This is a genomic window from Vannielia litorea, from assembly GCF_900142295.1.
Classification (GTDB): Bacteria; Pseudomonadota; Alphaproteobacteria; order Rhodobacterales; family Rhodobacteraceae; genus Vannielia; species Vannielia litorea.
Map to the genome: position 1 here is coordinate 263,354 of NZ_FSRL01000001.1, position 18,767 is coordinate 282,120.

The window sequence follows — 18,767 nt, forward strand, 5'->3', positions numbered from 1 at the left end:
GCGGGCCCGACCCAGGAGCCGCACATGTCCGGCAGAAAGCGCCGCAACAGCCACCCGCGTTTCATCGCCTCCGCGCTCGCGGGGGCGTTCTGCCTTGCGGCGCTTGTCTACCTGTCGATCAACGTGGCGCGCGACCTGCGGCTGCTCAACTCGGCCAGCTCCGACAACGTGCAATGGACCCTGTCCCAGGCCGAGGTGGAGTTTCTCGAGTTCCAGATGCACCTGGCCGCCCTGGCCGGGGCCGATGCCGAGGAGCTGCGCACCCTCAGGCGCGAATACGATATCTTCTACAGCCGCATCACCACGCTTGAGCAGAGTTCGATCTATGGCGGGCTGCGCGATGAGCCGGAGTTCTCCCGCAACCTGCGCATCGTGAAGACCTTTCTCGACCGCACCGTGCCACTGATCGACGCGCCCGACGATGCGCTGGCCGCCGCCGTGCCGGAGCTTCTGGCGCGCACCGAGGCCGTGCGCATCAACGTGCGCGGGCTGGCCAACTCGGGGCTCAACTACTTTGCCGTCGAGTCCGACCGGCGGCGCGACAACGTGGCGGTCACCCTGACCCAGCTCGCCGTGGGCGTCACCTTTCTGGTGCTGGCCCTGCTCGCCTTCGCCGCCTACCTCAACCACCTCAACCGCCTGAACATCCGCCGCCGCCGCGAGGTGCTGGAGAGCGCGCGCCGGATGAACGTGGTCACCTCCACCGCGCTCGACGCGGTCATCGTCGTCGACAAGACCGGCGCCGTGCTCGACTTCAACGCCGCCGCCGAGCAGATCTTCGGATACCGGGCCGCCGAGGCTCTGGGGGCCAACCTGGGCGAGCTGATCGTGCCCGAACAGTACCGCGCCGCCCATGACGCCGGGATGCAGCGGATGCGCGATGGCGGCGAGCCTCGCGTGGTGGGCAAGGGCCGGGTCAAGCTCGAGGCACGGCGCAAGTCGGGCGAGATCTTTCCGGTCGAGTTTGCCGTCCAGTCGGCCGAGACCGACGCGGGCACTGTCTTCATCTCCTTCCTGCGCGACATCTCGCACCGGGTGAAGGCCGAGCAGGAGCTGGTCGAGGCCCGAGACCGCGCGCTGGCCGGCGAGAAGGCCAAGACCGATTTTCTCGCCACCATGAGCCACGAGATCCGTACGCCGCTGAACGGCCTGCTGGGCAATCTCGAACTCATGCAGGACACGCCGCTCAGCGCGCGCCAGGCGCGCTATGTCCGCAACATGGACACCTCCGGCAAGCTCTTGATGAGTCACATCTCCGACGTGCTCGACATCACCAAATACGACGCCGGCAAGCTCCAGCTCCGCCCGGTGGCGATGAACCTCTCCACGCTGCTGCAGGATATCGTCGACAACCAGAGCGGCGCCGCGCTGGCGCAGGATACCACGCTCGAATGGGGCTGGTCCGGGCCCCGGCTCGACTGGATCAGGGCCGACCGCGACCGGTTGCAGCACGTGCTGATGAACATCATCGGCAACGCGGTCAAGTTCACCCGCGGCGGGCGTGTGAAGGTCGAGGCCGAGCGGTTCGACGGGGCAGGGGGGGCGGAGTTGCAGATCACCGTCAGCGACACCGGCATCGGCATGGATGCGGGGCTTCAGGCCCGCATCTTCGACGATTTCATGACCGGAGACGCCTCCTATGACCGCGAGGTCGGCGGCACCGGCCTCGGGCTGGGCATCGCCAGGCGCTTCGTCACCGCGCTGGGGGGCACGATCGAAGTGGAGAGCGAGAAGGGCCAGGGCAGCAGCTTCCTGATCCGCCTGCCGGTCGAACCCATCGCCGCGCCGGGGCCGGAGATGGCGGCCCGCAAACCGCGCGGCACGGCAGCGGCCAGCAAGGTGCTGCTGGTCGAGGACAACGAGATCAACCGCGTGGTCGCCCGCGAGATGCTGGAGGCCTCGGGCCACAGCGTGACCCTGGCCCACAACGGGCACGAGGCGGTGGAGCGGGCCGGAAAGGAGCGTTTCGATCTCATCCTGATGGACATCTCCATGCCGGTGATGGACGGGCGCGAGGCCACCCGCACCATCCGTGCAGGCAAGGGCCCCTGCGCCCGCGTGCCCATCGTTGCCCTCACCGCCAATGCGATGGCCGAGGAGCAGGAGGCCTTCCTGAAGGACGGGATGGACGACATCGTGACCAAGCCGCTCTCCCGCGCCGCGCTCGACAGGGTGCTGGCCGACCACGCGGGCGCCGACAGCCCCGAGCGCGCCCCCGAGAACCCCGCCGTCGCCGGCAGCTACCTCGACGAGCTGCGCGAGACTCTGGGGGTCGAGGCGCTGGGCGGCCTGCTCGACCGCTTCGGCACCGAGGTGGAGGCGCTGCTCGCCTTTCTGGGCAGTTCCGCCGGGGAGGATCTCGCCGAGACCGCCGCCCGCGCCCACAAGATCGCCGGCAGTTCGGCGACCCTTGGCGCTGTGGCCCTGCGGGCTGCGCTGGTGCGGGTCGAGGAGGTCGCCAAGGCCGGCGAGGTCGCGGTCATGCAGGAGGCCATCGCGGCCCTGCCGCAGGTCTGGGCGCAAACCCGCGCCGCGCTCGTGGCCGAGCGCCGCAGGGCACCCCGCCCGGCGGCGCAGTAGGCCGCGTCAGGGCCGGACCAGCCCCAGCACCCGCCCGATCTCGCCCACGTTGGTGATCGTGCTGTCATAGCAGGCGATGGAATCGCCCGGCAGCAGGAAGGGGTCGTAGTCGTCGCGGTCGGCGCGGCGCAGAAGGTTCTCGATATCGCGCTCGATCACCACCGAGACCTTCGTGATCGGGTTGCGCGAGAACAGCACCGAAGAGCGGTTGGCGCTGGTCGCCCGCGCACCGCCCACGCAATTGGTGTTCACCACCGCCTGCAGATAGCGGGTGCCATAGGGCACCTCGCGGGTCTCCCGCCCGATGGCGGAGGGCGCGTTGCCGGTGGCGGGCTGGGTGAGGTTCGACAGGAACAGCGAAATCCCCGGCGGGCTGATCGGGCTCGGGCGCATCAGGTCTTCCTGGAAGCAGCCCCGGCTCGGCACGTTCACCTCGTCGCCGGTGAGCAGCATGATGTCCACCGCGTTCTGCCCCTCGAACACGCCGCGCATGTCGAGCGTGTAGAGCGTGCCGCCCCGGCGCACCTCGACGGCGGAAATGTCGGCATCGGGCCGCACGCCCCCCGCCGCCCGCAGCGCGGCAGAGAGGTTGCGCCCCTCGGTCGAGGCCCCCAGCGCCTGCTGGCGGCGGCTGTCGACCTGGTCGCCCGGCACGCCCCCGATCTCCACGGCCTGGGGCTCGAAGACGGCGCCCGAGACCCCCACGGTCACGGAGGCGAAATCGGCAACCCGCACCGAGATCCGCGGTGTGTCGGCAAAGAAGTCGCCGGCCAGCAGCTGGCGGGCGATATCGGCCTCGATCTGCGAGGTGAGCCGCCCCTGCGCCGAAATCGGAGCGAGGAAAGGCAGCTTCAGGGTGCCGTCGCGCGACACGACGTAATCGCCGTTGAAGGTTTCGTCGTCTCCGACGCGGATATTCACCAGGTCGTTGCGGGTGAGCCGCTCGCCGCGCAGCGCCGAGGCCGCCGCCGCGCCACTGCCCTTGCCGCCCGCGCCGCCGCGCGGGGCGCGGCATTTCTGGGCGTTGAGGGTGGCCGAGCGGAGAAACTGCGCCTCGCCCCGGCTCACGTCGGGCTGGCGATACTGCGCCTGGTAGGCATCGCCCTGGTCGACCGGTTCGAGGTTGTCGGGCGTATCGAGCGCGGCGCAGGCCGTCAGGGCCAGCGCGGTAACGAGCGCCGTGGAAGATTTGAAGACCTGCACCATCACTGCTTTCGCCTTGTCACCTGCGGTTGAGTGATTGTTATTGCCTTGTCTCGCCCCGGTCGAGAGAGCGTCGGTCGCGGACACCCTATCCGTTGGGATATGATGCACAACTGTTGCGCCTTTCGCCTCTCCTTGGGCGCGCAAGACGGCGGAATGCTGCTGGCGTAGACCTTGGCCACCAACAGCCAAGGGACCAACAGATGCTTACCACTCACGGAACATCTCGTATCGTGCAGAACCTCCTCGCCTACGGCGCGTCGGAGGTTGCTGCCAAGGTCTCGCGGCTGTTGGTGGTCGTCGCCGTCGCCCGAACGCTCGATCTCGAGCAGATCGGTGTGGCGGCGGCGGCTCTTGCGGCGGCCGACATCCTGAAGGCGCTCACCGAGAACGGCGTCGGCCAGCGCATCATCGCTGCCCGCGACGACGAGCTGGAGGCCACCTGCGCCACCGCTCACCGGATCTTCTGGGCCTGGTGCCTCGGCCTCTTCGTGCTGCAATCGGCGGTGGGTTTTGCGCTCTACGCCGCTGGCGGCAGCCTGACCCTGCTGCTGCTGATCCTCCTGCTGGCGGGCGAGTACCTCTTCATGCCCGGCGGGCTGGTGCAGACGGCGCTGGCCATGCGCGCGGGCAAGCTGCGCCAGACAGCCGCCATCTCCGGCGGCCAGATCGTGGCGGCCAACTTCATGTCGGCGGCGCTTGCCCTGGCCTGGCCCTCGGCACTGGCGCTGATCCTGCCGCGCCTGCTCACCGCGCCCTTCTGGCTCGTCGCCATGCGCCGCCTGCACCCCTGGACGCCCGATGTCACCGCCCCCCGCGCCCCGCTCGCACCCTTCGCCCGCTTCGGCGCGGCGGTGCTCGGGGTGGAGCTGGTCAAGGCCCTGCGCCTGCAGGCCGACAAGCTGATCGTCGGCACCCTCATGGGCGCCGAGGCGCTGGGCCTCTACTTCATGGCCTTCAACGCGGGCCTCAGCCTCGCAACCTCGTTCTCCACCGCCTTTTCCACCGTGCTCTTTCCGCACCTCTGCACCAGCACCGACCGGGCGCAGGCGCTGCGCCAGGCGATGCTGCTCGGCCTCGGCCTCATCACCCCCGCCGTGCTGGCCCAGGCGCTGCTGGCCCCGGTCTATGTTCCGCTGCTCCTGGGCGCGGGCTGGGAGGAGCTACCGCAGATCGTGTCGATCCTCTGCCTCGTCGCCATCCCCACCACCCTCTGGGCCGCCGCTGCCGGCTGGATGCGGGCGCAGGGCCGCGCCGGGGCCGAGTTTCGCGTGACTGCGCTGATGACCGCCGCGCTCATGCTCAACACCGCGGCCCTCGCCCCCTTCGGCTTGCTGCCCGTCGCCACCGGCTACGCGCTCACCGCCACCGTGGTGATGGTGCTGGCCTCGCTTCCCGCCCTGCACGCGGCCTTCGCCCGCCCCAACCTCGCAAAGGTCTGACCCATGCCCGCGATCTCCATCGTCATCCCCTGCTACAACGCCGAGGCAACCATCCTCGCCACACTCGAAAGCCTGCTGCGCCAGAGCTTTGCCGACTGGGAGGCCATCTGCATCGACGACGGCTCGACCGATGCCACCATGACCCTGGTGCGCTCCGCCGCCTGGCAGGATCCGCGCATCCGCCTCGTGGTGAACCTCGGCAAGGGCCCCAGCGTGGCCCGCAACGCGGGCGTTCTGCGCCATGCCACCGCGCCGCTGGTGGCCTTCTGCGATGCCGATGATCTCTGGCACCCGGAGAAGCTGGCCCAGGTCGTCGCCGCCTTCGACGACGAGACCACCGAGGCCGTCTATGGCCAGATCGAGTTTTTCCGCCAGGCGCCGGGCGATGGCCGAGTGCGCTCCACGGTGCCCGAGGGGCCGCTGACCATTCCGATGCTGCTGGGCGAGAACCCGGTCTGCACCATGTCCAACCTCTCGGTCCGGCGCGAGACCTTCGCGCAGACCTGCGGGTTCGACAGCGCGATGGTCCACAACGAGGACCTCGAATGGCTGATCCGTCTGGTGGGCGACGGCGCCCGTGTGGTGGGCCTGCCCGCCCTGCACACCTACTACCGCACCAGCCCGGGCGGGCTCTCCACCGACCTCGCCGCCATGACCGCAGGCCGCGCCACCGCGCTCGAAACCGCCGCCCGCTACGGCTTTTCTCCTGACGCGGGCAACCACGCCCGCCACGAGCGCTACCTCGCCCGCCGCGCGCTGCGCCTCGGCGCGCCCGCCCGCGAGGCCCTGCGCCACGCCCTGGCCGGGCTGCGCCACAGCCCCGCCGGCTTTTTCTCGCCCGCCCGCCGCGGCGCGCTCACCCTTGCGGGGGCCGCGCTCGCCCCGCTTCTGCCGCGCCCCCTGCGCCGCGCCCTCTTTTCCTGATCGCCCGCCAGAAAGGCCACGCCATGACCCTCGCCTCCATCATCGTCCCCGCCTTCAACGTCGAAGCCACTCTGGCCGAGACCCTGACCGCGCTGCTTGCCCAGACCTACCCCGACTTCGAGATCATCGTGGTCGACGACGGCTCGACCGACCGCACGCCGCTGATCGCGCAGCGCTTTGCGCGCGACGCCCGCCTGCGCATCGTCCAGCAGGGCAACCGGGGCCTCGCCGGGGCCCGTAACTCCGGTATCCAGGCCGCACGGGGCGAGATCATCGGTTTCTGCGACGCCGATGACCTCTGGCACCCCGAAAAACTCGCCCGCCACGCGGCCCACCTCGCGGCCAACCCGGAGGTCGGCATCAGCTACTCCGGCTCGGCGCTGATCGACGAGGCCTCCCGCCCGCTCCGCACCGCACAGCGCCCGCGCCTCGCCGGGGTCGACGCCAGCACGATCTTCAAGCGCAACCCGATCGGCAACGGCTCTGCCCCGGTCATCCGCCGCGCCGTCTTCGACGAGATCGGCTACTGCCCCCGGCAGGAGCCCTCCCGTATCTGGTATTTCGACGAGACCTTCCGCCAGTCGGAAGACATCGAGTGCTGGCTGCGCATCGCCCTCTCCACCTGCTGGCGCTTCGAGGGCATCGAGGGGCTGCTCACGCGGTATCGGGTCAACTCCGGCGGCCTCTCGGCCAACACCGCCCGCCAGCGTGCCGCATGGGAGCGGATGGTTACCAAGCTGACCCCGCTCAACCCCGCCTTCTTTGCCGTCAACACGCCCGCTGCGCGGGCCTATCAGCTGCGCTACCTGTCGCGCCGCGCCATCTCCGACCGCGACGGTGCCCGCGCATGGGAGCTGCTGCGCGAGGCCATGGCCGCCTCCCGCCTGCCGCTGCTGGAAGAGCCGGTCAAGACCGGCGTCACCTGCGCCGCCGCCGCCCTGCTCAATGCCGCCGGCCGCCTCGGCAAGGCCCGCATCGCCGGGGAGCAGGCCCGATGACCCGCCTCCGTGTTCTCCATCTCGTCGACGACACCACCGCCGGCGGCGTCATGCGGGTGATCGACCACCTGCTGACCGCCCCCGAACTGGCCGCGCAGGCCGACCACGAGCTGCGCACCGTCGCGCGCGGCGGGATCGGGCCGGGGCGGCTCAAGGCCGATGTGATCGTGTCCCATCTCGCCGTCAGCTGGCGCGCGCTGCCGATGCTGGCGCTCCTGCGCCTGTGCAACCCGCGCGCCCGGCTCATCCATGTCGAGCACAGCTACACCGAGGCTTTCGTGGCCGAATGCGTGCCGCGCAAGGGCCGGTTCACCCGCCTCCTGCGCACCGCCTACCGCCTGTTCGACACGGTGGTGGCGGTGAGCGCGGCCCAGGGCGCATGGCTTGCCCGCATCGGTGCCGTCAGGACCGGTGCGCTGCGGGTGATCCGCTCCACCGTCGACACCGCGCCCTTCCGCGCGCTGCCGCGCCCCGCCGGTCCGGTCCGGGTGTTCGGTGCCATCGGGCGGCTCGACCGTCAGAAGGGCTTTGACACGCTCATCGCGGCCTTCCGGCAGGTCGAGCGGGAGGACATCGCGCTGCACATCTACGGCGAAGGCCCCGAGAAGGCCGCGCTCGAGGCGCTCGCCGGGGCGGACCCGCGCATCCGCTTCATGGGCTTCGCCGCCAATCCGGCAGAGGCCTTTGCGGCGGTGGATTGCGTTGCCATGCCGTCGCGCTGGGAGGCCTATGGCCTCGTCGCGCTGGAGGCCCTCGCCGCGGGTCGCAGCCTGCTGGTCAACCCGGTCGACGGGTTGCAGGACCATGTCGCCACCGGCGCTGTTGCCGCCCGGGCACCCTCCGCCGAGGCCTGGGCCGCGCTCATCACGTGCACCGCCGAAAGCCGCGAGGCCCGGCCCGACGCCCCGATGCCCACCTCGCTGCCGCTCTGGCAGGCGCTCATCGCCGGGACAGACACGCAGGCAGGGCAGGGGGCCGGTGAGCCCTCCGCCGGGCCGCGCGCGGCCTAGAGCGAGGTCAGCCCCGCGTTCGCGTTCAGCAGGAACTGCGAGAAGATCGGTGCGCTGGCCGCGCCGATGCCCCGCGCGATCTGCCCGATGCTGCCTGCCTCGATGCGCGGCTCGATCAGCCCGCGCGTGTCCTGGTTCACCAGGTAGCGCCGCACCCGCGCCACGAGGTCGGCCCGCACCTCGGGCGGAAAGGCCCCGTCGATCACGATGGCCTCGAAGTCGATCACCGAGCAGATCGAGAGCGAGGCCTTGGCCAGCTCCTGCGCCGTCTGCGCCAGCCACGGGTCCACGTAGCGCGCCAGCATCGGCCAGTCCTGCGGCTTTTGCCACAGCAGGCGCGGGTCCACCCCCGCCTCCGTCAGCCGCCCCTCGAGCAGGTGAATGGAGGCCACGTCGATCATCTGCCGGCTCTCGCCCATCGGCCCGGTCGTGCGCAGCGAGCCCAGTGCGCCCGCATTGCCCTGGTTGCCGGCAAAGACCGTGTTGTTCAGCACCACCCCGCCGCCGATGAAGGAGCTGACGAAGAAGAAGGCGTAATCCCTGAACTCCTTGCCGCGCCCGTAGAGATGCTCGGCCTGGCAGGCGGCGGTGCCGTCGTTCAGCATGAACACCGGCAGATCGCTGAACCGGGCCACCTCGGCGGCAAAATCCACGTCCTTCCAGGAGCGGAACTTCTCGGCCATCTCGCCGGTCAGGTCGTGCCACTTCCAGAGTTCGAAGGGCGCGGCGATGCCGATGCCGCAGAGCCGCCCGCGCGCGTCGGGCGCCAGCGCGTCGAGAAACCCGGCGATGCCGCGCTCCAGCAGGCTGAACACCGCCTCGGGGAAGGGGTAGTCGTAATGCTCCTGCAGCTGCTGGCGCACCTTGCCGTCGATGCCCGTCAGCACCAGGTCGGCGCTGCGCCGCCCGATCTTGAAGCCGATCGAGAGCACCCCGTCGGGGTTGAGCCCCATCGGGATCGAGGGCTTGCCCACCCGGCCCCTGCTCGGGGTGCCGCGCAGCACGATGCCGTCCTTCTCGAGGCGGCGCAGGATGATCGAGATGGTCTGAGGCGAGAGGTTGACGAGCCGGGCAATGTCGCTTCCGGCCATCGCGCCGCGACGCTGCAAGACAGAGAGCAGCAGGCGCTCGTTGTAATCGCGCACGCCCGACTGGTTCACACCGCCGCTCAGCCCTTTGATCTCGCTGCCGTCCATCCCCTTGGCCATACGCACATTCCCGCTCTCGCGGAAGTAGGCCCGCTGCCGATTAATAAATCAAGTTTATTTATTTATTGACAGGTTCGTGAGAATCGAGCTTTCCTTCGCCTCACCCCGAGGCAGAGGACGGCCCCGGGGCGGATCAATGGGAGATCCGACCAGGTCAATGATCCCAGGGAGGACATCATGAAGAAACTCGTCGCAACCACTGCGCTCGCGCTCTGCGCCACGGCCACCACCGCCGCGGCCCAGGATATCGGCGCGTGCCTGATCACCAAGACCGATACAAACCCCTTCTTCGTCAAGATGCGCGAAGGCGCCGAGGCCAAGGCCGCCGAGCTGGGCGTCACGCTCAACAGCTACGCCGGCAAGGTCGACGGCGACCACGAGACCCAGGTCGCCGCCATCGAGACCTGCATCGCCAACGGCGCCAAGGGCATCCTGCTCACCGCCTCCGACACCAGCTCGATCGTGCCCGCCGTGCAGCAGGCCCGCGACGCCGGCCTGGTGGTGATCGCGCTCGACACCCCGCTCGAGCCGATCGACTCCGCCGACATGACCTTCGCCACCGACAACTTCCTGGCCGGCGAGCTGATCGGCAAGTGGGCCGCCGCCACCCTGGGTGACGAGGCCGCCAACGCCAAGATCGCCATGCTCGACCTCGCCGTCAGCCAGCCCAGCGTGGGCGTGCTGCGCGACCAGGGCTTCCTGCAGGGCTTCGGCATCGACCTCGGCGACCCGAACAAGTGGGGCGACGAGACCGATCCGCGCATCGTCGGCAACGACGTGACCGCCGGCAACGAGGAGGGCGGCCGCAAGGCGATGGAGAACCTGCTCGCCAAGGACCCCGAGATCAACGTGGTCTACACCATCAACGAGCCCGCCGCCGCCGGCGCCTACGAGGCGCTCAAGTCCATCGGCCGCGAGAACGACGTGCTGATCGTCTCGGTCGATGGCGGCTGCCCCGGTGTGGCCAACGTGAAGGATGGCGTGATCGGCGCGACCTCGCAGCAGTACCCGCTGCTGATGGCCTCCAAGGGCATCGAGGCGATCGTGGCCTGGGCGAAGGACGGCACCAAGCCCGCCAACACCCCCGGCAAGGATTTCTTCGACACCGGCGTGGCGCTGATCACCGACAAGCCCGCCGAGGGCGTCGAGAGCATCGACACCACCGAAGGCACCGAGCTCTGCTGGGGCTGACCCGACGGGGCGCTACATGACTCAAGGCCGGGGCGGCGCGGGCTGCCCTGGCCAGACCATCAGGCAGTGAGCGGCACGGGGGGCGTGCCCTGGGGGGAACCATGTCACAATCCGACAATTTCGAAGCATCCGCGTCGAGTGCGCCCGGCGAGGTCGCCTCCTTCGGCGCCCGGGACAAGAGCCTTGTCGACCGCTTCCAGCACCTGCTCCACACCACGCCCGCGATGGTGCCGCTGATCGTGCTGGTGGCCTCTGTCCTGATCTTTGGATTCGCGCTGGGCAGCAAGTTCTTCTCGCCCTTCGCGCTCACGCTGATCCTCCAGCAGGTGCAGATCGTGGGCATCGTCGCCGCCGCCCAGAGCCTGGTGATCCTGACCGCGGGCATCGACCTCAGCGTGGGCGCCATCGCTGTGATCTCTTCCGTCATCATGGGCCAGTTCACCTTTCGCTACGGGCTGCCGGTAGGCATTTCCATCCTCTGCGGCCTGACGCTGGGCACCGCCATCGGCGCGCTGAACGGCTGGCTGGTGGCGCGGGTCAAGCTGCCGCCATTCATCGTCACCCTCGGCATGTGGCAGATCGTGCTGGCGGCCAACTTTCTCTACTCGGCCAACGAGACCATCCGCAGCCAGGACATTGCCGAGGCGGCCCCTCTGCTTCAGCTCATGGGCGCCAAGTTCAGCGTCGGCGGCGCGGTCTTCACCGTGGGCGTGGTCTTCATGCTCATCCTCGTGATGATCCTCTCCTACGTGCTGCGCCACACCGCCTGGGGCCGCCATGTCTATGCCGTGGGCGACGACCCGGAGGCGGCGGAGCTTTCGGGCGTCAACGTGAAGGGCGTGCTGATCTCGGTCTACGCGCTCGCGGGCCTGATCTGCGCCTTCGCCGGATGGGCGCTGATCGGGCGCATCGGCTCGGTCTCGCCCACCTCGGGGCAGCTGCTGAACATCGAGAGCATCACCGCCGTGGTGATCGGGGGCATCTCGCTCTTCGGCGGGCGCGGCTCGATCCTGGGCACCCTCTTCGGCGCGCTGATCGTGGGGGTCTTCACCCTCGGGCTGCGCCTTGCCGGGGCCGATGCCCAGTGGACCTACCTCCTCATCGGCACTCTCATCATCGCGGCGGTGGCCGTGGACCAGTGGATCAGAAAGGTGGCAGCCTGATGGAACCCATTCTCAAGGGCCGCGGCCTGACCAAGCGCTACGGCCGCGTGACCGCGCTCGACAACTGCGACTTCGACCTGATGCCGGGCGAGATCCTCGCCGTGATCGGAGACAACGGCGCCGGCAAGAGCTCTCTCATCAAGGCGGTGTCGGGGGCGGTGATCCCCGATGCCGGGACCGTGACGCTGGAGGGCAAGCAGGTGCACTTCTCCTCGCCCATCGACGCCCGCGAGGCCGGAATCGAGACCGTCTACCAAACGCTCGCCATGTCGCCCGCCCTCTCTATCGCCGACAACATGTTCATGGGCCGCGAGATCCGCCGCCCCGGCTGGCGCGGCAAGCTCCTGCGCCAGCTCGATCGCCCGGCGATGGAAAAAATCGCCCGCGACAAGCTCACCGAACTGGGCCTGATGACGATCCAGAACATCAACCAGGCCGTCGAGACCCTCTCGGGCGGCCAGCGCCAGGGGGTTGCCGTGGCCCGCGCCGCCGCCTTCGGCTCCAAGGTCATCATCCTCGACGAGCCCACCGCCGCGCTGGGCGTGAAGGAAAGCCGCCGGGTGCTCGAGCTGATCCAGGACGTCAAGTCGCGCGGCATCCCGATCATCCTCATCAGCCACAACATGCCCCATGTCTTCGAGGTGGCCGACCGCATCCACGTGCATCGGCTGGGCCGCAGGCTCTGCGTGATCGACCCGCGCGACTATACCATGTCCGATGCGGTGGCCTTCATGACCGGCGCCAAGGAGGCGCCCGCCGAGGCGGCATGAGCGGGCCGGTGGCCTCTCTCGCCGGGCTGGCCGAGGCGGTCGCCGCGGCACCGCGGCGCGGCCGGCGCCGGCTGGTGGCCCTCGCCGGGCCGCCCGCCAGCGGCAAGTCGACCCTCGCCGAGGCGCTCTGTGCCCGGCTGACGGAGGCCGGGACGCCCGCGCAGGTGGTGCCGATGGACGGCTTTCATCTGCACAACCCGATCCTCGTCGAGCGCGGGCTGCTGGCCCGCAAGGGCGCGCCCGAGACCTTCGACGCCGCGGGATTCCTGCATCTCGTTCGGCGGCTGAGCGAGGAGGCCGAGGTGGCCTACCCGCTCTTCGACCGCAGCCGCGACATCGCCCTCGCCGGGGCCGGCATCCTCGCGCCCGCCTGCGATACGGTGATCGTCGAGGGCAATTACCTGCTCTACGACGCCCCCGTCTGGCGCGACCTGCGGCCGCTGTGGGATGTGGCCGTCAGCCTCGACGTGCCGCTCGCCACGCTGCGCGAACGCCTGGTCGCACGCTGGCTCGCCCATGGCCTGTCGGAGCCCGAGGCCTCTGCGCGGGCCGAGGGCAACGACCTTGCCAATGCCGCGCTGGTGGCGGGCGCCATGCTGCCCGCCGACCTCGTCTTTCCCGCCTGACCGGCCCGCCTCAGGCCTCGGCCTGCGCCGCCTTCCAGGCCTGCCGCCGCCGCCAGGCGATCCAGCCCGCGCCCGCCAGCAGCAGCAGGTTGATCGCAAGGATGCTCGCCGCCACAGGCCGGTCGAGGAAGATCCAGTATCCCTCCCGCGAGATCAGCAGCGCGCGGCGCAGGTTGTTCTCCAGCAGCGGCCCGAGGATGATCCCGATCACCACCGGCGCGAGCGGATAGTTCGTCGCCCGGAACAGGATGCCCACCAGCAGCAGCGCGATGGTGGCGGCGAGGTAGACCAGGAAGATGCCGCCGACGATTTCTGTCTGTTGCTCGAACAGCGTCGGACCGGGGAAGAACCCGAGGATCAGCAGCGAACCGATCAGCACCGCCGAGGAGGCGTCGCCCGGAATGCCCAGCGCCAGCGAGGGCACCAGCGTGCCGCCCACGGTGGCGTTGTTGGCGCTTTCGGTCGCCACCACGCCGCCTGCGCCCCCTCGCCGTAGCGCTCGTCCGGCCTGGCGGCGGCCTTGGCGGCGGCATAGTCGGCAAAGGAAAAGATCACGCCGCCCGCACCCGGCAGCGCGCCGAAGAAGGCGCCGATGCCCCAAGAGCGCAGCAGGTTCACCCAGTGCCGCAGGGTCAGCAGCACCGAGCCGAAGCCGGGCCGCACCACGTCGATCTTCTGCCGGTCGAGCAACTGCCCGCCGGTGAACTGCTCCACCATCTCGGAGATGGCGTAGAGCCCCACCACCACGGCGACGATGTGGAAGCCGTCGAGCATGTGGTAGGAGTCGAAGGTGAAGCGATACCCGGTCGAGATCTCGTCGGTCCCGATGGTGGCGATGAGCAGCCCGAAGCCGCCGGCGATCGGCCCCTTGACGAGCGATCCGTCGGAGATGACGGCAATGGTGATGAGCCCGGTCACGGCAAGCGCAGCAAACTCGCGCGGGGCAAAGCCACCGGCGAAGCGCGCCAGCAGCGGCGCGAAGAGTACCAGAGCCACGCCACCGACGAGCCCGCCGAGCGCCGAGGCGGAAATGGCGATGCCCACCGCATCGGCGGCCCGGCCCTGCTGGGCCATCGATTCTCATGCGCAAGTGTGCCACCGTCGAGCACGGGGTGGTGCTGGCGGCCAGCGATCCGCTGGCCGGCGGCAGCAAGGTCCGCGCCGACCAGATCCTTGACAGGCAAGGGGTGATCTACTCCGACGACCCGGAGACCGAGCGCTGGCTCACCGGATACTTCATCCGCCACGGCCTGCCCGAGCCCACGATCTGCGTGCGCACCAGCTCTTTCGCCAATGGCATGGACCTCGTCCGCCACCCCGGCTTCACCATGATCGCGCCGATCCAGCTGAGCGCCAGGATCACCGATTTCGGCCTCGTCGCCCTGCCCGCCGAACCGCTCATCACCCGGTTGCCCGCCGGGGCCTACATGCGATCGAGCTCCGCCAGCTACGGCGCCATCACGCGCTTCGTCGACCTCGTCGAGACTCACGTGCTGGCGCAGCTGCCCGGCTGAGCCGAGCCATTCCTGCCGGTTATGGCTGGGTGCCAATAATGCGATTTTACCCCGGCGCGAATCCGGGTTAGCCCTCGGGCCGCGCCGCTGCCGATGCGGCCAGGCGCAGACACCAAAACCAAAGCCGCAGGACCGCCGCACCATGCCCAAGACCGAGGCACGCTTCACCGCTTTCGCAACCCTCTGGACAAGACTGCTGCGGTGGGTCGGACGTGGCGACGCCGCCGCGCGGGCCTATCGCCCCGAGCGCAACTACATGCGTGGCCCGGGCGAGGCCTGCACCCGTGCCGGCAGGGGCGCCGGGCACTGAGCAGGGCCTGCGCCCGTCACCAGGGCTTTGCAATGCGCGGCCGAATCCGCTCTGCTGGGCGGACCGATGCGCCGAGGGCTGCGCAGGGAGGACAACCGGATGCCGGATCAAGCTGACGCAGGAAACGCGGGCAAGGAGAAGAGCGGCTGCTGCCCCTCCACCGGCCCGCGCATGGACGGTCGCGCGGACTACCTCGCGCTGGCCGAAGACGTGGCGCCCGCCGATCCATCCACCCGCGACCGGCTCCGCGCCGCGCTGATCGACCTGCCCGGCGGCATCTTCGAGATGGGCACCCGCAAGTCCACCTTCGCCGCCGACCTCGACAGCCCGCGCCGCAAGGTCAAGCTCTCGCCCTTCGCCATCTCGCCCCACAGCGTGACCGTCGCGCGGTTTCGCGCCTTCGTGGAGGCAACCGGCTACGTCAGCGTGGCCGAGCACGAGGGCTGGAGCTACGTCTTTCACCTGCTGCTGCCAGATCCCGCCGCATGGCCGAACAGCCCGCCCGGCCTGCGCTGGTGGCGCCAGGTCAACGGCGCGACCTGGTTTGCGCCCGAGGGGCCGGGCTCCACCACCCGAGGCCGCGAAGAGCACCCGGTGACCCATATCTCCTGGTACGATGCCCGCGCCTATGCCCGGTGGAGCGGGCTGCGCCTGCCCCGCGAGGCCGAGTGGGAGTTCGCCGCGCGCGGCGGGCTGGCGCGGCAGAAGTTTCCCTGGGGCAATGCCTTCGAGCCCTCGGGCAAGCCGGCGATGAACACCTTTCGCGGCCAGTTCCCCGACCGGCACGACCTCGGCCCGGACTGGCAGGGCACGGTGCCTGTCACCGCCCACGCGCCCAACGGCTACGGGCTCTACAACATGACAGGCAACGTCTGGGAGTGGGTCGAGGACCGCTTCGGCCCGCTGCCCCCGGCGCAGGCGATCCCGCCGCGCGACCCGGGCGGCGCGGCAGAGGGCTACGCCCGCGTCCAGCGCGGCGGCTCCTACCTCTGCCACGTCAGCTACTGCGACCGCTACCACGTGCACTCCCGCACCCGGACCGACCCCGACACCTCGATCGGGAACTGCGGCTTCCGGGTGGCGGCGGGCGGCGCCGCGCCGGTGGTCTGCTGACAGGCGCGGCCCGGCCGGGTCAGGCGGCGCGGGTCATGCCCCGCGCGCTCGGGCGCGGCGCTGCCGGGCGCGGCGTGAGCGGGGTCACGTTGTCGGGGGTGGCGGTGGCGCGATAGGTCGCCCTCACCAGCGCCCGAAACACCAGCCCCGCCGCGACGATCAGCGCCACGGCCAGCAGGTCGGTGCCCGCCGTCAGAAACGCGCCGGCCGTCACGCCGCCGGTGAGCGACTGCCAGAGCGCCGCCCCCGCCGCGCCGAGGGCGAGCGGCAGCAGGCTGGTCAGCAGCGCCATGAGCACCATGCCCAGCAGGTCGCTGCGCAGCCAACTGCCGGGGCGGGTGCGGAGGTTGCAGAGGTAGATCGCGCTGACGAGGCCGAGCACGGCCAGGGCAGAGGCGAGCGAGAAGCTGTGATACATCACGAGATCTTTCCGAGGGCCGCCGGAATGGCGTCCGGCGGAGGGGTGAACGGGAGCAGGGGCAGGGGGCCGTGCCGCCGGGCCGGAACGGCGCGCGCAGGGCTGCACCCCGCGGGACTCGCGCAGTCACGGACCGGAGGCCGCAAGTCGGGTATGCTCAAGATCAACCCCCAGGCGCCCCGCAGGGTCCGGGGCGCATAGACCGTCCGTCGAAGGGCGCAAGACGCGGGCGCAACGGGTGCGCCCGTGGATGGTCTGCGGCGGGCAGGCAGAGTATCGGAGCGTCAACGTGCCGTTGCAATGGCTCCGCAAAAATATTCCGCCCCGCCGCCCTTGCAGCCGCGCCGCCGATGCCCACTTCTCGGAGGCCGGACCTTCCCGGCGTGGCCAGCTCCGGGGGTGCCGCCAACATGCCTTTCGCCGCCAGCCAATGCCCTGCGCACCGCGCCGCATGACCCATATCGACGAGCCTCTCCCGCTGCTCAACCGCCAGCCCGGCCGGCGGCTCTCCGAAGTGCTGCGCGACCTCCAGGCGGGCGATGCGGCCCGCATATCGGTGGGCGACATCATCGCCGCCCTGCGCGACCGCAGCTTCGCGCCGCTGATGGTGATCTTCGCCGCGCCCAACGTGTTCCTGTTCATCCCCGGCAGCTCGGTCTTCACAGGCCTGCCGCTGATGGTGCTGGCGGTGCAACTGGCGCTGGGGCGGCCCGATGTCTGGCTGCCGCGCTGGGTGGCGGCGCGCTCGATCGAGCGCAGCGCCTTTGCCCGGATCGTCACCGTGACGGTGCCCTATGTCGAGCGCATCGAGCGGCTGGCACGGCCGCGCTGGTGGCCCAACTCCTACCTTCTGGCCGAACGGGTGATCGGCCTTGCCACGCTGATCCTCGCCGTCTTTCTGTTCTTGCCGATCCCCTTCGCCAACGGGTTGCCGGCGCTCTCGATCATCATGCTGGCGCTGGGTCTCAGCGAGCGCGACGGCTACTGGTTCGCCGCCGGGCTCGTGCTCTCCCTAGCCTCCACGGCGTTGGTCGCCGGCATGGTGTTTCTCGGCGGTTTCGCGGTACTCGAACTGCTCTTCCGCTGAAGGAGCCGCCCGGCGCTCAGATCCGGAACACCCGCTGGAGCAACCGCGGCAGCAGCGCCGAAAAGCGCAGCGGCGCATCGGTTGCGGCCAGGCAGATGCAGGTCTCGCCCGGATCGGCGATCGGGGTGTGCTCCAGGTCCGCATCCGCGATCTCGAGGTCGCCGACGCCGTAGCGCCCGGTCTCGTCGCTGAAGCTGCCCTGCAACACCAGCGTCAGCTCCATGCCGTTGTGGCCGTGGTCCGGCACCGCCTGCCCCGGCGGGATCGAGAGCAGACGCACCGAGCCATGCCGGTCGGCGCCGATGATGCACTGGCGAATGCCCATGCCGAGCGGGCTCCACCGGGGCTCCGCGCCGTTCAGCGCCTCCATCACCGGGCCGGGCAGGGGGCCCTTGCGCACCTGCCGCGGCTTCTCGTGCACTGGCGCATCGAGCAGGGCCAGCACGTTCTGCTTAAGCCCGTCCGAAACCGCCTCGCCCCGGCCATTGGCCATCAGGCTGCCGCCCACGGCCTGGTGCGCCTCGTAGGTCGCCCGCGCGTCATCGCTCAGCGAGACCTGCGTGGCCATCACCAGCGCATAGTGCTGCGGAAGACTACCGGTGGCATAGGCCGCCAGCAGGGCATCGGGGGTGGGGTGTGCAATCGCCGTCATCTCAACGCATGTCCTTCAATTCATGGCGCAACCGCTCGAGCCCCAGCCGGATGCGGGACTTGATGGTGCCCAGGGGAAGGCCGGTCTGGTCGCTGATCTCCTGGTGGGTCAGCTCGCCCATGTAGGCCTTCTCGATCACCTCGCGCTGCGCCGGTTTCAACCGGGCCAGCGCCTCCTTCAGGGCCCCCGCCTCCTGCTCGACGGCCAGCACCTGGCCTCCGTCGGGCTCGGGGTCGGGAAACCCGCCGATATCTTCGGGCACCGGACGCCGCTCCTTGCGGATCACGTCGATCTGCCGGTTCCGCGCGATCTGGTAGATCCAGGCCGCAACCTGCGCCCGTGCCGGGTCGTACATCGACGCCTTCCGCCAAACCGTCAGCATGACCTCCTGCACGATCTCCTCGGCCTGGGCGGCGCCCATGCCGCCCCGCATCATGAAGCCTTTCAGCCTGGGGGCGAAGTCGTCGAACAGGGCCTCGAAGGCCGCCCGGTCGCGCCGGTCGCGCACCGCAAGCATCCACACCGTCTGGGCAGAGAATTCGGGGTCAGCGGGCATTT

General features: G+C 70.1%; 18 protein-coding genes and 1 pseudogene. 13 read left to right on the forward strand and 6 right to left on the reverse strand.

Annotated elements, in window-relative coordinates; genetic code table 11:
• The first annotated feature begins 24 nt into the window (after positions 1-24).
• Positions 25-2,580, forward strand: a complete 2,556-nt coding sequence (locus BUR94_RS01365) for a PAS domain-containing hybrid sensor histidine kinase/response regulator (RefSeq protein ID WP_074254479.1) — start codon at positions 25-27, stop codon at positions 2,578-2,580.
• A 6-nt stretch (positions 2,581-2,586) separates the two neighbouring features.
• On the opposite strand, the gene BUR94_RS01370 is transcribed toward BUR94_RS01365, so the two are convergent.
• Positions 2,587-3,786 (reverse strand): polysaccharide biosynthesis/export family protein, encoded by a 1,200-nt coding sequence (locus BUR94_RS01370; RefSeq protein ID WP_074254480.1) that lies wholly within the window; start codon positions 3,784-3,786, stop codon positions 2,587-2,589.
• Between the two features lie 200 nt (positions 3,787-3,986).
• Here BUR94_RS01370 and BUR94_RS01375 point away from each other — a divergent pair, with 200 nt between their 5' ends.
• From BUR94_RS01375 to BUR94_RS01390, 4 genes are read left to right on the forward strand one after another with little or no spacing between them, the layout of a single operon-like run.
• Positions 3,987-5,225 (forward strand): oligosaccharide flippase family protein, encoded by a 1,239-nt coding sequence (locus BUR94_RS01375; protein WP_074254481.1) that lies wholly within the window; start codon positions 3,987-3,989, stop codon positions 5,223-5,225.
• A gap of 3 nt (positions 5,226-5,228) precedes the next feature.
• Positions 5,229-6,149, forward strand: a complete 921-nt coding sequence (locus BUR94_RS01380; RefSeq protein WP_074254482.1) for a glycosyltransferase family 2 protein — start codon at positions 5,229-5,231, stop codon at positions 6,147-6,149.
• A gap of 23 nt (positions 6,150-6,172) precedes the next feature.
• The gene (locus tag BUR94_RS01385) at positions 6,173-7,147 is read left to right on the forward strand and encodes a glycosyltransferase family 2 protein (protein WP_074254483.1); all 975 of its coding nucleotides are present in this window, start codon (positions 6,173-6,175) and stop codon (positions 7,145-7,147) included.
• Positions 7,144-8,157, forward strand: coding sequence for a glycosyltransferase family 4 protein (locus BUR94_RS01390; protein WP_074254484.1), 1,014 nt, complete (start codon positions 7,144-7,146; stop codon positions 8,155-8,157). Before BUR94_RS01385 ends, BUR94_RS01390 begins: the two co-directional genes overlap by 4 nt.
• Here the strand turns inward: BUR94_RS01390 and BUR94_RS01395 are convergent.
• Complete coding sequence (locus BUR94_RS01395) at positions 8,154-9,353, reverse strand: ROK family transcriptional regulator (RefSeq protein ID WP_074257526.1); 1,200 nt, start codon at positions 9,351-9,353, stop codon at positions 8,154-8,156. The genes BUR94_RS01390 and BUR94_RS01395 overlap by 4 nt on opposite strands.
• Positions 9,354-9,542: 189 nt before the next feature.
• Between BUR94_RS01395 and BUR94_RS01400 the strand changes: the two genes are divergently transcribed.
• The 4 genes from BUR94_RS01400 to BUR94_RS01415 all read left to right on the forward strand — a co-directional run bounded on the left by BUR94_RS01400 (position 9,543) and on the right by BUR94_RS01415 (position 13,115).
• Positions 9,543-10,556, forward strand: a complete 1,014-nt coding sequence (locus tag BUR94_RS01400) for a sugar ABC transporter substrate-binding protein (RefSeq protein ID WP_074254485.1) — start codon at positions 9,543-9,545, stop codon at positions 10,554-10,556.
• 101 nt (positions 10,557-10,657) lie between these two features.
• Positions 10,658-11,719 (forward strand): ABC transporter permease, encoded by a 1,062-nt coding sequence (locus BUR94_RS01405; protein WP_074254486.1) that lies wholly within the window; start codon positions 10,658-10,660, stop codon positions 11,717-11,719.
• Positions 11,719-12,489, forward strand: a complete 771-nt coding sequence (locus BUR94_RS01410; protein WP_074254487.1) for an ATP-binding cassette domain-containing protein — start codon at positions 11,719-11,721, stop codon at positions 12,487-12,489. The genes BUR94_RS01405 and BUR94_RS01410 overlap by 1 nt, the downstream gene beginning before the upstream one ends.
• Entirely contained in the window at positions 12,486-13,115 is a 630-nt protein-coding gene (locus BUR94_RS01415; protein ID WP_074254488.1) for a nucleoside/nucleotide kinase family protein, read from the forward strand. The genes BUR94_RS01410 and BUR94_RS01415 overlap by 4 nt, the downstream gene beginning before the upstream one ends.
• 10 nt (positions 13,116-13,125) lie before the next feature.
• On the opposite strand, the pseudogene BUR94_RS01425 reads toward BUR94_RS01415, so the two are convergent.
• Positions 13,126-14,189 (reverse strand): annotated as a pseudogene (locus tag BUR94_RS01425) (tripartite tricarboxylate transporter permease).
• 8 nt (positions 14,190-14,197) lie between these two features.
• Here BUR94_RS01425 and BUR94_RS01430 point away from each other — a divergent pair.
• The 3 genes from BUR94_RS01430 (at position 14,198) to BUR94_RS01435 (ending at position 16,052) form a co-directional block, all read left to right on the forward strand.
• Positions 14,198-14,629: a LysR substrate-binding domain-containing protein gene (locus BUR94_RS01430; RefSeq protein ID WP_074254491.1), complete on the forward strand. Its 432-nt coding sequence runs from the start codon at positions 14,198-14,200 to the stop codon at positions 14,627-14,629.
• Between the two features lie 142 nt (positions 14,630-14,771).
• Positions 14,772-14,939: a hypothetical protein gene (locus BUR94_RS20575; protein ID WP_175570405.1), complete on the forward strand. Its 168-nt coding sequence runs from the start codon at positions 14,772-14,774 to the stop codon at positions 14,937-14,939.
• A 99-nt stretch (positions 14,940-15,038) separates the two neighbouring features.
• Positions 15,039-16,052, forward strand: coding sequence for a formylglycine-generating enzyme family protein (locus BUR94_RS01435; protein ID WP_084192871.1), 1,014 nt, complete (start codon positions 15,039-15,041; stop codon positions 16,050-16,052).
• A gap of 19 nt (positions 16,053-16,071) precedes the next feature.
• Here BUR94_RS01435 and BUR94_RS01440 read toward each other — a convergent pair whose 3' ends face one another.
• Positions 16,072-16,470, reverse strand: coding sequence for a hypothetical protein (locus BUR94_RS01440; protein ID WP_074254493.1), 399 nt, complete (start codon positions 16,468-16,470; stop codon positions 16,072-16,074).
• 451 nt (positions 16,471-16,921) lie between these two features.
• On the opposite strand from BUR94_RS01440, the gene BUR94_RS01445 reads away from it, so the two are divergent.
• Positions 16,922-17,557, forward strand: coding sequence for an exopolysaccharide biosynthesis protein (locus BUR94_RS01445; protein WP_175570406.1), 636 nt, complete (start codon positions 16,922-16,924; stop codon positions 17,555-17,557).
• Between the two features lie 16 nt (positions 17,558-17,573).
• Here BUR94_RS01445 and BUR94_RS01450 read toward each other — a convergent pair whose 3' ends face one another.
• Positions 17,574-18,209, reverse strand: a complete 636-nt coding sequence (locus BUR94_RS01450) for a ChrR family anti-sigma-E factor (protein WP_074254495.1) — start codon at positions 18,207-18,209, stop codon at positions 17,574-17,576.
• Between the two features lies 1 nt (position 18,210).
• Positions 18,211-18,765 (reverse strand): sigma-70 family RNA polymerase sigma factor, encoded by a 555-nt coding sequence (locus BUR94_RS01455; RefSeq protein WP_245794326.1) that lies wholly within the window; start codon positions 18,763-18,765, stop codon positions 18,211-18,213.
• Positions 18,766-18,767 lie beyond the last annotated feature (2 nt).

Bases quoted from the DNA above. Each gene is read 5' to 3' on its own strand.
- BUR94_RS01365 (WP_074254479.1), top strand. From the start codon at position 25: ATGTCCGGCAGAAAGCGCCGCAACAGCCACCCGCGTTTCATCGCCTCC.
- BUR94_RS01370 (WP_074254480.1), bottom strand. From the start codon at position 3,786: ATGGTGCAGGTCTTCAAATCTTCCACGGCGCTCGTTACCGCGCTGGCC.
- BUR94_RS01375 (WP_074254481.1), top strand. From the start codon at position 3,987: ATGCTTACCACTCACGGAACATCTCGTATCGTGCAGAACCTCCTCGCC.
- BUR94_RS01380 (WP_074254482.1), top strand. From the start codon at position 5,229: ATGCCCGCGATCTCCATCGTCATCCCCTGCTACAACGCCGAGGCAACC.
- BUR94_RS01385 (WP_074254483.1), top strand. From the start codon at position 6,173: ATGACCCTCGCCTCCATCATCGTCCCCGCCTTCAACGTCGAAGCCACT.
- BUR94_RS01390 (WP_074254484.1), top strand. From the start codon at position 7,144: ATGACCCGCCTCCGTGTTCTCCATCTCGTCGACGACACCACCGCCGGC.
- BUR94_RS01395 (WP_074257526.1), bottom strand. From the start codon at position 9,353: ATGGACGGCAGCGAGATCAAAGGGCTGAGCGGCGGTGTGAACCAGTCG.
- BUR94_RS01400 (WP_074254485.1), top strand. From the start codon at position 9,543: ATGAAGAAACTCGTCGCAACCACTGCGCTCGCGCTCTGCGCCACGGCC.
- BUR94_RS01405 (WP_074254486.1), top strand. From the start codon at position 10,658: ATGTCACAATCCGACAATTTCGAAGCATCCGCGTCGAGTGCGCCCGGC.
- BUR94_RS01410 (WP_074254487.1), top strand. From the start codon at position 11,719: ATGGAACCCATTCTCAAGGGCCGCGGCCTGACCAAGCGCTACGGCCGC.
- BUR94_RS01415 (WP_074254488.1), top strand. From the start codon at position 12,486: ATGAGCGGGCCGGTGGCCTCTCTCGCCGGGCTGGCCGAGGCGGTCGCC.
- BUR94_RS01430 (WP_074254491.1), top strand. From the start codon at position 14,198: ATGCGCAAGTGTGCCACCGTCGAGCACGGGGTGGTGCTGGCGGCCAGC.
- BUR94_RS20575 (WP_175570405.1), top strand. From the start codon at position 14,772: ATGCCCAAGACCGAGGCACGCTTCACCGCTTTCGCAACCCTCTGGACA.
- BUR94_RS01435 (WP_084192871.1), top strand. From the start codon at position 15,039: ATGCCGGATCAAGCTGACGCAGGAAACGCGGGCAAGGAGAAGAGCGGC.
- BUR94_RS01440 (WP_074254493.1), bottom strand. From the start codon at position 16,470: ATGTATCACAGCTTCTCGCTCGCCTCTGCCCTGGCCGTGCTCGGCCTC.
- BUR94_RS01445 (WP_175570406.1), top strand. From the start codon at position 16,922: ATGACCCATATCGACGAGCCTCTCCCGCTGCTCAACCGCCAGCCCGGC.
- BUR94_RS01450 (WP_074254495.1), bottom strand. From the start codon at position 18,209: ATGACGGCGATTGCACACCCCACCCCCGATGCCCTGCTGGCGGCCTAT.
- BUR94_RS01455 (WP_245794326.1), bottom strand. From the start codon at position 18,765: ATGCCCGCTGACCCCGAATTCTCTGCCCAGACGGTGTGGATGCTTGCG.